The sequence below is a fragment of the Streptomyces endophyticus genome, from assembly GCF_035798155.1.
In the GTDB taxonomy this organism is placed as follows: Bacteria; Actinomycetota; Actinomycetes; order Streptomycetales; family Streptomycetaceae; genus Streptomyces; species Streptomyces endophyticus.
The window spans coordinates 1-12,883 of record NZ_JAOZYC010000206.1; the positions used below are offsets into that span (position 1 = coordinate 1).

Sequence of the window (12,883 nt, forward strand, 5' to 3'; positions counted from 1 at the left end):
CCGGTCAGCAGCCGCGAACTGCCGCACCCCGGCGAGCCGGTGAGGAGCGCGACGCGCGGCGCGCCCGGTGCGGCGGCCCGCCAGGCGGCGAGCGCGCGCAGGGCGGAGGCGCGGCCGCCGATGAACGGATGCGGCTCGTAGGCGATCTGCTGGGCAGCCGCCATGGGGTGCTGCTGCGGCCCTGCCATGGGGCTGTTCTGCCAGCTCACGACTCTCCCTGGTTCCCCGTAAACACGTGCTTGCCCACTTTAAGGGTGACCTCTGACAACGGGACATGCGAGGCCGGTGGGGGTGCCCAGGTGTCCGTATGGCTTGGTAAACTCCGCGCAAAATTGCGTCTGTTGGGGCACACGGGGTCCGGCGGATGTACGGCGACACGGGGGAGATGCCGCCATGGCGATGATGCTGCCGGACGAGTTGGCCTGGCTGCTGGAGATGTTGGGCTTCGATTGGCCGACGGCCAACGAGGACCACATGATGCAGGCTGCGCAGACGTGGCGGGATTTCGGGGCGCAGGTCGGGGACATTCAGGTGTCGGCGATGAAGTCGGCCGGGAATGTGACGTCGGACAACTACGGCGAGTCGATCGACGCGTTCGTGGAGAAGTGGGACAAGTTCTCGGGCGGGTCCGGGTACCTGGACGACGCGCGGCAGGCGGCCGAGGTGATCGCGTCGGTCTTCGATGTCGCGGCGATGCTGATCATCGGGATGAAGATCGCGGTGATCATCCAACTGATCGTGCTGGCGGTCCAGATCGCGGTGGCGGCGGCGACGGCGGTGGTCACGTTCGGGATATCGGCGGCGGCGTCGGCGGCGATGACGCAGGTGACCCGGATCGCGGTGCGCAAGATTTTGAAGGAGGCCGCGCAGGCGCTGCTGGAAGCGGCGCTGGAGGCGGTGAAGGAGCCGTTCGTCTCCGCGCTGGAGGAGATGAGCAAGGATCTCGTCGCGCAGACGGTGAACCAGAACTTCGGTGCGCAGGACGGCTACAACCTGGGCCGGACCGCAGATGCGGGCAAGAAGGCGGTCAAGGACGGGTTCGACAACTTCGGCCAGACGCTGGGCGAGTCGCTGCGGGACGGGGGTGCGGGCCGGGCCGGGCACCATGCGCGGGGCGGGCTGGACAGCGCGGCGGGGAACACGTCGTCGTCGGCCGGGACGGATGCGGATGCGGGGGCCGGTTCCGGGACGGGTTCCGGTTCAGGGGCCGGGTCCGGGTCTGCGTCCGGGGCCGGTGGTGGTTCCGGCTCCGGTGGTGGTTCCGGCGGGGACGGTTCTGGAGGTACGTCGGGGGCTGCCGGGGCGGGGGCTGGTTCCGGTGAAGCGGCGTCCGGTGGTTCTGGCTCCGGGGCGTCCGGGGGTGGTGGAGGGGGTGCGGCTGGTTCTTCGGCTTCCGGCGACACCGGCGGCTCGGGAACAACAGGCAATAGCAGTACGGGAGTTGCTTCGCAGGCGGGTTCGAACGGTGACGCAGGATCGACGTCGACCCCGACTCCGACGTCGACCCCGACTCCGACCCCGACGTCGACCCCGACCCCGGCACCGGCGCCGTCGTCCGATCGGCCGCTGACCCCGTTCGACGCGGGCTACAACGAGCAGCAGCCCGCGTCCGGATCTTCCACGTCGTCCGATGCCGGCGGCTCCACGGGTCCGTCGAGCACACCGGACTCCTCGCCCGGAACGCCGGACGTGTCGACGGGTACGGACTCGCAGCGCAATGGCAGCGAGACGGCCACGTCCGCGCCCGCCGCGCAGTCGGACCCGTCCTCCTCGGTGCCGCACGCGCGCGTGGACGCGGACACGCCGTCGCCCGCACCTGTCTCCACGCCGGATACGGCGCCGCCCACCGGGCAGCCCGATCCGTCCCAGAGCATCAACACGGCCTCGGAGAGCGCCGCCCCGACGCAGGAGTCCAACGGCCCTGCCGCACAGACCCCTTCGCCCGACCGCGGGAATGATCCGTCCACCGCGACGGACCCACGTACCCAGGTCCAACAACCCACGACGACGGCGGCGCCGGCGGGCACCCCCACGCCCACCGACACCTCGTCCCCCGCCTCCACCTCTACGACGCCGGGCTCCATACCCAGCGCGGGTACGGGCGCCCACACGGGCTCCGACTCGCCCTCGCGTACGTCGTCCAGCCCCACGTTCCACTCCCAAAGCGCCACGGCCACGGAGGCCCACGCCCCGACCCGCTCCGCACCCACGGCGAACCCCACGCCTGCCGGCGACCCGAACTCCACAACACCGACCCCGAACCAGACACCGAACACCGCACCGCCGGTGACCCCGGGCCCGGCCACGAACACCCCCACTACGCCGACTCAGGGCCCGTCGCGCCAGCCCAACCCCACGACGAATCCCCGTACCGACGCCCCCCAACGCACGACACCCACACCGACCCGCCGCGAGCCGACAACCCCCTCGACGCCCCGCCCCAACACCCCCACCAACAACAGGCCCGGCACCCCCAACTCCAATCCCAACCCCAACACCCCGAACCAGCCTGGCTTGTCGTCCACACCCACCCCGCACCAGACGCCCAACCAGACCCCGCATCATCCTGCGAACCAGGGCCCGAATCAGTCACCGAACCAGGCACCAAGCCAGGGCCCGAATCAGACGCCGAACCAGGCACCAAGCCAGACCCAGTCGCCGCATCATCCTGCGAACCAGGCCCCGAACCAGGCCCCGAACCAGACGCCGAACCAGGCCCCGACCCAGAACCCGAATCAGACGCCAAGTCAGACGCCGAACCAGGCTCCGAGCCAGACACCGCACCAGCCCCCGAACCAGACCCCGAACCAGGCGCCGACCCAGGTCCCGATTCAGGTCCCGATTCAGACCCCGAACAACAATCCCGGTGCCCAGCAGCCCAGTTCGAACGGCCACCCCGCGCAGGAGTCCTCCGACACGACGCCCCCCAAGCAGGACCAGCCGGCGCCGCTGTCCCAGGGCCGGAGCCTCCAGCAGATCCGCGACAGCCTGAACCACGCTCCCTACGGGCTCCTGCCACCCGACCCCGCCGACCAACAGGCCCTCCTGGACGCCGTCCCCCGCAATGAGGACGGCACCCCCCAGCGCCACCCGGACCCCAACGGCGAATGGGCCCAACTCCAGAACGACCACGGGATCGAGCAACCCGGACGTTCCAACAACTGTCTGGACAACGCCCGTTCGGGCCTGTCCACCTGGTTCGGCAACCCCCAGGTCTCGGCGCCGCGCACCCCGGACAAGAATCAGGACGGCTCGCTGGACACGATGTCGCCCGAGCGCGACTCGTACAACAATCTCGACGCCTGGGCGGGCCGCCCCCAGATCTGGGCCGGCGCCGACCACCCCAACCCGTACGGGCGAATAGCCCAGCACCTCCAGGAGGCGGGCCCCGGCTCGGCGGCCGTGGTGGGCGTGCAGTGGCCGGGTGGCGGCGGACACGCCTTCAACGTCTACAACCACAACGGCCAGATCATCTGGGTCGACCACCAGACCGGCGAAGTCAGCCCCAACCCCATCCACACCGGCGCAGCCGGCGTCCGCTACGTCCCGTTCGACTCCAACGGGCAGACGATGGACGCACCGTGGGACAAGTCGCAGCAGACGACCGAGGAGTCGGCGGATTCCTCATCGCAGTCCGACACGCAGTCCGAAACTCCGTCGGAAACCCAGTCCAGTTCTCAGCATTCCCAAGCCGACTCCCAACCGGCACCCAACGCACAGCCCGAGCCCCAGACGCAGCCGCAGCCGCAGTCCCCGGTCCAGGAAGGGCAACCCGCGGGCTCGTACGGCGCGGCGCCCGACCCCTCCTCGCAGTCAGGGGTCGAGGACCATACCGCCGCCCGACGGGACATGGACGATACGCGCGCCGAGCGCAATGCCGGGCTCGTGCGGGAGAAGGCAGGGGACATTCGGCAGAACACGCCACCGGACCCGATCCAGGATGGCCTGCGCGACTCTCACGACGTATATCCGATCGACATAGAGTCCGTGGACGAGAGAATTCGCCACCTGGTCGAGGATCCCGATGCGCCGTTGGCCCACCTTATGCAGGAGGCCGCCGATCGCCGGGAGCGGTACGAGCAGGCCATGGAGCCCCTGGAAACGCCCAGGCGTGCACTGCAAGAAGAGAACGCAAAGGTGTGGGACCTCGAGAACAAGATCAAGGAGCTCGAGGACAAGGGCGCCACGGCTGAGGCCGACGCGAAAAGGGCGGGCCCGCTCGCCGAGGCGGTCGAGAAGAGGGACAAGGCGCAACAGGCGTACGACAAGGCTGTTGCCGAATTCCCGATGGAGAAGGTCCCCCCGATAGCTTTCACCGGGACCGAGCTACGGGCCGCTCTTGGTGAAGATTTCACGAACATGAACGATGGTGAGAAATATGCGGTGATCACTACGCTCGCCCGTATGAGCAACGCGTTCCACGGAAGCAACGCGGTCGGTGTCAGTCCTCGGCCCGCGCCCGACGGGCAGGGGCCGTACGTCGGAACCACCAAGGGGACGGGTGAGAACGCGGTGCCCAACCCTGCCACGAACGACTATCGGTCGACGGCGGTCAGGCGGCGTGAGGAATCGGCCTCGAAGGTGGAGCCCAAGCGGCGACAGGGCTCGGCGGCAAAGCAGGGCCTCCAGGCCTTGAAGAGCCAGGATGCCGCGGCACAGAATAAGAGTCGTTCGTCGAACGTAGCCGTCATGGCTGGTTCGAAGGCGGACGGAGTCGGTCCGGATGTCTCCGAGAAGAATTACGCCGTCGTCGAACTCGTCGATGCCGAGGGCAACAGCACCTACGTCATCGATTCCTCCGTGCCCACAGGCGGGGACCGGGTCACCCCCCTGCATTCCGAGTCCCACATCCTGAGTTGGGTCGACCGGATCAACGCGGCCACGGCGGACGGTGACGCGCCCACATACACCGTCGCCGGTCTGTACACGGAACGGGAACCCTGCGGTTCCAGGAGCCTCAATTCCGGATACGCCGAATGCTCCCGGGCTATCACGGAGTACGAATCCATGAAGGGCGTTCCGGTCTACTACAGCACGACATACCGGCACACAAAATCTAAATCGGATAAGGACGCGATGGACGAGGAGATGACAGATCACCTCAACCAGGTAACGGAGATGTGGATGGTGATGCGCCGGCAGATGGTTGCTCTCGGTAACGATGCTGGATCGGACTCCACATCGGCATAGGCTCTTTGTTGCACCACGGCAGGACGCGGAAAGCAGGGACATGAACGCCCAGGAACAACAGCCTTGGCAGGATGGGGAGTTGTCGGCCCGTGAGCTGATCGGCCGGCTGGTCGACGGCTGGGAGAGGTTTGCCGGGCAGGGTGTGCAGGCCGTCGTCGATCCTTCGGGGCGGGTGGCGGCCCAAGTGCTGGCCGCGGTGCACGAACGAGTGGCCGGCAGTGTTCTCGTCGACGCCTCGGTCGGCACCGGTGACGAGGCGATCACCGAGATCCTGCGGAGTCTCGACGCGACGTTCCCGCCGTCGGGCCTGTGGTCGGCGCGGAAGGTGCCGAAGCGTCCGGCGCGGCTGATCCTCGTGCGGAACCTCGACTTTGCCGGGCGGACGCGTACGAGTGGGGATCCGGAGCGGCTGATGGCGGCGCTGCAGCGCGTGGCGCGGCGCGGGCACACCGTCATCGTGAGTGTTCATGCCGTGGGGGTGCTGGGCGACGACGTGCGCGCCCTTCCGCTCGCGGCCGGGGCACCGGATGTGCCCACGAGCGGTTTGCCCGCCGAGCTGGGCGCGCTCGCGCTTGCACAGGCGTACGAGGTGCCGGTCGGTATCTGGCAGGAGTTGGTGGCAGGACTGACCGGTCGCCGGCCGGGCCGGGAGCAGTTGTTGGACGTGGCCGACGCCCATCGCGACGTGGTGACCGTGGTGGACGCCGGCGACGGCGTCGTCTCCTTCGGTGAGGAGGGTGTCGCACGAGCGTTGCGGTCGTCGACGCCTGCGGGCGAGCGGGCGCGGGTGCACCGCCATCTGGCGGCCAGTATCAAGGAGTTGAGCGCGGACTTCGCGCACCCGGACGGCTGGGCCGCGTCCGGCGCGATGGGGCGGTACGCCGCGACGGCGCTGGCCGCGCACTGCGTCGCGGCGGACGCGGCGGGTGACGTGGCGGCGGGGGAGCTGACGACGTTGTTGCGCGAGGGCCGTCACGTCGCGCACCTTGCGCCGCAGTCGCTGCTGGAGGCGGCCGAGGGTGCGGGCATGGAGATGGCGGACATTCCCGTGGGTTCGGCGCTCGCCGACGCGGCGTACGCCCGCCAGTACCGACTGCTTCCGTGCACGCAGCCCACGTGGGCGGCATGGCTGCACTTCCAGGCGACCGTACGGGGAGACACCGCACTCGCCGACGGCGTCGAGGAGAGTGGTATCGCGCTGCCGTGGCGGGTGCGCTGGTCGCACTGGCGTCCGCCGGGCGGTATCCACCTGTCGTACCTGCCCTTTCACGACGTGTCGGACGCCTTTCAGGCGCGCCTGCACGACAGGCCGGTGCTGGTGGCCGTGGAACGGCGCGACGTCACCAAGATCTACGACGTCGCGACCGGTGAGCTGCTCTCCAGCGAGCTGTGGCCGGACTCCGAGGAGAACGATGAGCTGATCGCCGCGGTGCGCACCCTCACTCCCGAGGAGTACGCGCAGGTGACACCGCTGCCCGACCCACTGACCGTCGTAGGAGAGGAGATGCTTCATCCCTATCTCCTGGAGCTCCAGCCCGTTCCCGTAGAGGGCTTGGTGGTGATGGGCGGCATCGGCGGTCTGTTCTGCGTCGAACCGGCCTCCGGCGTCCCCTTCACGGGCTTCACTCTGCGGCCCTCGCAGGTTTCCTGCCCGTACTGGATGGAGGCGCCGGCCACCGTTCCGCACCATGGCCCGGCGCCCCGGCCCGCCGATCTGGGCGCCCTGTTCGCGGACGAGGACGTGCCCGGTGCGCTGGTGCCGATCCCGCCGCCGCTGTTGCCGGACGGGCTCACCCATCGGGCAACTCGCGAGTTCCTCACGACCCAGGGGGTGCCGTCGTTCCGGGACCGGCACGGCCTCGGTTTTCACGGCCTCGAATGGGACTCTGCCTGGTGGCGTGTGGCGCACGGCACGCACAGCGGCCCGCCCCCAACCCGGCCGGAGCGGTTCCTGCGCGAGGTCGAGTGGCCCGTCGAGGTGCCGCGGGCCACGGACCGTACTGGCAGGATCATCGAGGCCGCGGGACCGTTCTTCGTCTTTGGTACGTGGATGGGCACGGACGTGGTGATCGACGGCCCCAGCGGCCGGGTGCTGGCGCTGCCCGGCGAGGACCGCGCGATGTTCCGCGAGGCCGAGGTCGTGGGCCGCAGCGTCGAGGACTTCCTGGCGATGACCTCGGTGTGGCTGCTGGCGCTCCACTTCCACACCAACGATCGCGACCGGGACGGGAACCGCTGCCTGCCCGATCGCGTACAAGGCCTTCAATCGGCCGTTGACCCGGTGGGGGCGGCCTCCGGCATGTGGGGCGTGGCCCTGCGGGAGTTGTAGCGGCCGGCGCGGCTGGGCCCGGGTCAGGCGCGGCAGGTGCACGCGGACATGGCGCACTGCCGTCCGCCGGGGAGCCCTTGCGGGAAGGGCAGGGCGGTTACCCGCGCCCCTGGGGGCTGAACCACTCGGCGATCTTGGGTGCCGCCGACCGGAAGCCTCCGAAGTGGTCCCGGGCGCCCTGGTCCAGGACCGGGGTTCGGCCGCCCAGCCGGCGGGCGCAGCTGTACGCGTTGCCGATCGGGACGTCGCTGTCGCCCGCCGCGGCGTACAGGCGGACCGGGATCTTCGGCTTCCAGGCGCAGGCACCGTCGTTGGCCTTGAGGGTGGCGCGCAGTGCGCCCGTGGGGTGCCGCAGCTGCCGGTAGTAGGCGGGGGTGAGCAGCTCCTTCACCGTCCTGGGGAGGGCGTTGACGACGTCCTCCTCCTGGTGGTCGCCGTCGAAGAGGGACTCCACCCGGCTCGCGTAGGGGGCGCGGAACACCTCGGCCGGGTCCTTGTAGAGCGGGTGCAGCCGGTTCTGGGCGACGAGGAAGTACGTGGTGTAGAAGATGCCGCTGGTGTCGTTGACCCGGCCGTCGTACAGGGCCGGGATCTCCTGGCCCGAGAGGTCGTAAGGACCGCTGACCGGTGCCAGCGCCTTCAGGCGGAAGCCGTGGTCGGCGCCCGACCGGAGCGCCTTGCCCAGCGCCATCGCGACCTGGCCGCCCTGGGAGAAGCCGGTGGCGTAGACGTCGCCGGTGAGCGGGCGGTCCAGACGGTGCGCGGCGTAGCGGGCGGCGCGCAGCATGTCGAGGGAGGCGGTCACCGAGGACGCCGTATCCATGTACGGGTGGCGGCCGGGGCCCTCGCCGAGGCCCAGGTAGTCGGGGGCGGCGACGGCCCTGCCGGTGGAGGCGTACAGGTAGGAGGGGATGCGGCCGAAGTCGTCGCCGACGGAGGGGGCGTAGCCGCGGTTGACCATGGTGCCGTGGGTGTCGGAGACGAGGCCGAGGCGCCGGTCGCCGCCGGCGGGGACGGTGAACAGGCCGGTGGCGGTGGTGGGGCGGCCGTACGCATCCGGTGTCCGGTAGGTCAGCCGGTAGGTCCGGACGCCGTGGCGCACCTGCTCGGCGTCCATGCCGTGCTCGGTGAGCCACCGGACGACCTCGGCGCGGGTGAGCGTGGTGACCGGGGTGACGGAGACGAGGGTGCCGCGGGTCCGGTGGGCGGTCGCCGGGGCGTTGTCGAGGGCCGTGGCGGCCGGCGCGGCGACGCCGCCCGCGAGGAGCAGCGCGGCGACCACGGCCACCCCCCTGCGGGTCCATGAACCACGGGTGCGGATACGGGAGTTGCGGGTCTCGGTGGCCATGGCACGAAGATAGGGATCGGCGCAGGTGGAGGGGATCCGGGACACCCCCGGGCCGGAGTGGAACTTACCCCACCTCCGCCCCTCCGGCAGCCCCCAGGCCACCGGGGGGGGATGGCTCTTGGACGGAGTCCCGAGCCCGCCGAGATCTTTGCTGGGGCCTACGGCCACGATGACGAGGTTCCCGCCTCCTGTCACTGCAGGCCGGTGCCGCCGTCGCGCTGCCGGACGACGTGGGCGGGTCCCACTTCTGGGAGGCCGCCACCGAGAGCCTCACGGATCACTACGAGCCGTAAAGGGCGGGGGCCGGCTCAGGATGAGTCGCGGCCCCCAGGTCGGCTAGGGTCGCGGGCATGACACGTACGGGTGGAGACGGCACCGGCCTGCAGTGGGAGGCGGACTTCTCGCGGAAGTGGGAGACCGAGCTTCCGCCGGAGGAGCGCGCGCTCGCCGAGGAGCAGGCGCGGGTCGCCGAGGCGGCGCGGCGCGAGCGGCTGCGGGGGATCGTGTGCGCGGCCGTATTCCTCGCGGCGGCCGTCGCGGCGCTCATTGGTCAGGCCGTAGGGAGCGCCGGCGCGGTCGCGCTCGGTGCCAACGCCCTGGGTGTCGTCGGTGCCTGTGGCGCACTGTGGCTCGCCGTGCGCGGCGTCGGCGGCATGGGCCGTCAGGGCTTGTGGCTGATGGTCGGATCGCTCCTGGTCATCGGGGTGGGGCAAGCCTTCTGACGCCGGTCCGCGTCACGTCATCTTGGTCATGCTGGAGATCGTGCTGCCGTCCCCGCCCGCCGCGAAGTTGATGTCGTTCTTCTCCTGACGGATCAGTTGCTCGTTGAAGGACTCGTTCTCGTCGTGGTTCTTGGCCATCGCGCCGAGCGCGCCGCCGATGTTCGTCAGCTTCTGCGCCAGGTGCTGCATCGACTCGAACATGCCGGTCTGCAGACCTTCGTAGGCGAGGCCGAACTTCTCGCCGATCTCGTCGTCGCCCCACGGCGGCATGTCCGCCTTGTCGGCGAAGGTGGTCAGGCCCTGGACGAAGCCCTCCACCTGGCCCTTCTCGGGCGGAGGAGCCTCGCCGCTGGTGGGGGCGCAGGCGTTCACGGAGGCCAGGCCGTTCTGCAGGGAGGCCGCCGCCTTGGCGAACGCGGTGCCCAGGTCCTGGAAGTTCGAGCCTTCCTCGGCCAGGGACGTCGTATCGGTACGGAATCCTTCGCGGGGCATGAGGGTCCTCTCGGTCTGCGGACGGGCGGTCAGTGCGTCAGAACAGGCCGTGCCACATCTGCTCGATGATCACCGACCACCAGTTGCCGGCGTCGTCGAAGCACGTGGGGTCGAGCGCGATCAGGCGGGCCTGGAGGTCGGCGACCGTTGACCCCGCCTCGTACGGGTTCATGCCCACCATGAGCTCGCGCGTGGCGGCGAGCGTGGCGAGGCAGTGCGCGAAGGCGGCGACCGACGCGTTGACGTAACGGCCGCTGCCCGTCGTCGGGTTGGCCGCCCATACGCTGCCGGCCTCCTGCTGCACCGTGATGACGTACTGGCCGTCCGTGCCGACGCGGGTGTGCGCGGAGAGGATGTCGGCGGCAGCGGGGGACAGTTCCGCCCCGAGCTCCCGCAAGTGGCTCGCCGCGTCCACGAACAGTCCGCCGCGTGGCGGGCTCTCGGGTCGGTCCGCGGTGAAGAAGAAGCGGATGTCGGCGGGGAGCCCGGGGCTCGCGAGGGCGGCGCGCGCGGCTTCGGGGAGCGCGGCCGAAGCGAGCGATTCCGTCCCGTAGCGCTGCACGGGAAGATTCCCCGGGAGTTCGGCCAGCAGCGTCGGCGCCGAGGTCGTCGGGGCGGGCAGCGGCACGCGGTGCGGGCGCGGCGGCGGCGCCTGGCCCGTGAGCTGAGCCATCGACTCCACCTGCGCGGTCAGCGAGGTGACGCCCTCCGCGCGCTCGGCCGGGTCCCCGCCGTACGGGTGGCTGGAGGAGAGGGCAGCGCTCGGGAAACCGGCCCTGAGCGCGTTCAGGGTGTAGCCGCCCGGCAGGGAGCTGGGGCTGAGGTCGGTGTGAACCGCCACCACGTTGCTCGCGGGTACGTCCGCGGCGCGCAGGTCCGCCCACACCTGGTACTCGACGTGCGGCAGGCCCGGGCCCGAGACGCGCGTCAGGTACGTCTCCTCACCGGTGCGCGGATCGACGTACGTGAACACCGCGGTGTTGCCGGGCCCCGTGGCGGCGGGTGAGCCGCCGCCGTCCGGCTGCGCGGCGTGCCGTTCGTCCTGGTCGTGCGTGGTCACGGCTGGGTCTCCATCGGACGGGGGTGGGGGACGGTCGGGGAAGGTACCGAGGCCGGCCGGCCGTCCTGCACGGCGAACTCGGGGCGGGCACGAAGGGCCTGCGCGTACTCGGGCAGCCCGTCCTCGTCGAACGCCGCCGCGAGGAGCTTCGCGCGCAACGGAGGATCGGCCTGGGTACGAGTGAGGAGCGGGGCGGTGCGCAGATACGTGCGGGCCGGAGGCGGCAGCCTGGCGGCCGATGCCTCGTCCGCCTCGACCTCCTCGACCGCCGCGCGCAGCGCCACAGGGTCCGCGTACGCCATCAACGACGGGTCGGTGAGCAGCCGCGGCAGCTGGCCGGCGCCGAGGGCGTGTCCCGCGATCCCGTCGCGTACGTAGCGGGCGGCCCGGGACCAGTCCTGGTCGGGTACCTGACCGAGCAGCGCCTGCGCGAGCCTCAGCTGGGCGGCCGCCAGGTCGGGCAACTGCGCACGGATCGTCCCGCCGAGGGCGGGGTGTGCGAGAGCGATCTGTGCCTCGCCCTCGGCCGCCGCCTCCTCGACCGGCTGGACGAACGGCCCCGCGAGGAGCATCCCGTCCGCGATCTCCGCCGCCATGTCCCGCCCCGCGAGCGCGGAAGCGAGCGGAGCCCACAGGCTCAGCGGGAGTCCCGCACCCTCCACGAGCGCCAGCGGCGCGAGTGTCGCGCGCAGGACGGACGGATCGGCACCGAGACGGCGCGCGTGGAGGTCGAGTGCTTCGCCGGGCGTGCCGGGAACGCCATCGGGCCGCGGCGCCGGCTCGGGAGCCAACAGCCAGCCGGTGGTGGCCAGTTGCACGGTCAGCCGACTGCCGCTGCCCCCGGACGCGGCCCGCCCGGCAAGCGCCGACGCGAGCGCGCGCCGTGCCCCCGCGTCCACCGTGAACGGCAGATCCGGCGCACCGAACGCCGGATCGAGCGTCACCTCGGCCTGCAGGGCGAGCCCTTCAACGTCGAGGAACTCGGGCGCGTCCAGATCGATCACCTGGACCGTCCCGGCAGGCAGCGCCTGGACGAGCACCGACGCCGACTCGCGCGGAACCTCGGCGAGCAGCCGCACGCTCTCGATGCCCGCCAGCGGCAGCAACAGCTCCCGCAGCATCCGCCCGGGCCCCCGTCCGGCCCGCACAGGACCGGCCTGATCCACATAGGGCACCACGACGACCCGCTCGCCCGCGCCCAGGGCCTCGTACACCTCGGCGTCGCGCGTGACATCGAAGCCGTAGTGGTCGGCGAGCAGCCACAGCACCTGCGCGGGCGTGCGTCCCGCGGCGCTCGGCACGGCGGGGGCGGGCAGCGGCGGCGGAACCGTCGCGGGGTCGAGCCGCTCAAGAGCGATGCGCTCGCGATAACCGGGGTCGCACAGCATCAGGAACCCGGTCAGCAGCCGCGAACTCCCGCACCCCGGCGAGCCGGTGAGCAGCACGACACGCGGCGCGCCCGCCCCGCCGGCCCGCCAAACGGCCAGATCCCGCAGTGCGGCACCCCGGCCGCCGATCAACGGATGCGGCTCATACCCGACGCGGCCGTTCTCCCCGCCGTTCTCCCCGTGTTCCCCCATGCCCCGTTTCCCCCGAAGTCACGTGCCGCACGCCTGCCCCACCAGCCTGCTGACCACTGCCGACAAAGTCTAGGGCCCTTCTGACGGATCTTGCTGGAGTCGCGAGCCCTGGTGCGCACTCCCCCAAGCTCTTAAGGAGCAGGGGGGACCCCCTTCGGCGTT

General features: G+C 71.0%; 8 protein-coding genes. 3 read left to right on the plus strand and 5 right to left on the minus strand.

What is annotated here, in order from left to right; all coding sequences use genetic code 11:
- Positions 1-209: hypothetical protein (locus OKJ99_RS41515; protein WP_326023792.1), on the minus strand; the 209-nt coding region annotated here is incomplete at its 3' end.
- Between the two features lie 184 nt (positions 210-393).
- Here OKJ99_RS41515 and OKJ99_RS41520 point away from each other — a divergent pair.
- Together OKJ99_RS41520 and OKJ99_RS41525 are read left to right on the plus strand one after the other, a co-directional pair.
- On the plus strand, positions 394-5,190 hold the full coding sequence (locus OKJ99_RS41520) for a toxin glutamine deamidase domain-containing protein (RefSeq protein ID WP_326023794.1): 4,797 nt from the start codon (positions 394-396) through the stop codon (positions 5,188-5,190).
- A 40-nt stretch (positions 5,191-5,230) separates the two neighbouring features.
- Positions 5,231-7,519, plus strand: a complete 2,289-nt coding sequence (locus OKJ99_RS41525) for an SUKH-4 family immunity protein (protein ID WP_326023796.1) — start codon at positions 5,231-5,233, stop codon at positions 7,517-7,519.
- A 97-nt stretch (positions 7,520-7,616) separates the two neighbouring features.
- Here OKJ99_RS41525 and OKJ99_RS41530 read toward each other — a convergent pair whose 3' ends face one another.
- Positions 7,617-8,867, minus strand: a complete 1,251-nt coding sequence (locus OKJ99_RS41530) for an alpha/beta hydrolase (RefSeq protein WP_326023798.1) — start codon at positions 8,865-8,867, stop codon at positions 7,617-7,619.
- Between the two features lie 350 nt (positions 8,868-9,217).
- Between OKJ99_RS41530 and OKJ99_RS41535 the strand changes: the two genes are divergently transcribed.
- Positions 9,218-9,589, plus strand: a complete 372-nt coding sequence (locus OKJ99_RS41535) for a hypothetical protein (RefSeq protein WP_326023800.1) — start codon at positions 9,218-9,220, stop codon at positions 9,587-9,589.
- A 12-nt stretch (positions 9,590-9,601) separates the two neighbouring features.
- On the opposite strand, the gene OKJ99_RS41540 is transcribed toward OKJ99_RS41535, so the two are convergent.
- Genes OKJ99_RS41540 through OKJ99_RS41550 form a run of 3 tightly spaced genes read right to left on the minus strand, consistent with a single transcriptional unit; the run spans position 9,602 to position 12,721 of the window.
- Positions 9,602-10,081 (minus strand): hypothetical protein, encoded by a 480-nt coding sequence (locus OKJ99_RS41540; protein WP_326023801.1) that lies wholly within the window; start codon positions 10,079-10,081, stop codon positions 9,602-9,604.
- Between the two features lie 37 nt (positions 10,082-10,118).
- Positions 10,119-11,141 carry an SUKH-4 family immunity protein gene (locus tag OKJ99_RS41545; RefSeq protein WP_326023802.1) on the minus strand — a complete coding sequence of 341 codons (1,023 nt, stop codon included), beginning with the start codon at positions 11,139-11,141 and terminating at the stop codon, positions 10,119-10,121.
- Positions 11,138-12,721: an ATP-binding protein gene (locus OKJ99_RS41550; RefSeq protein ID WP_326023804.1), complete on the minus strand. Its 1,584-nt coding sequence runs from the start codon at positions 12,719-12,721 to the stop codon at positions 11,138-11,140. The genes OKJ99_RS41545 and OKJ99_RS41550 overlap by 4 nt, the downstream gene beginning before the upstream one ends.
- Between the last annotated feature and the right edge of the window lie 162 nt (positions 12,722-12,883).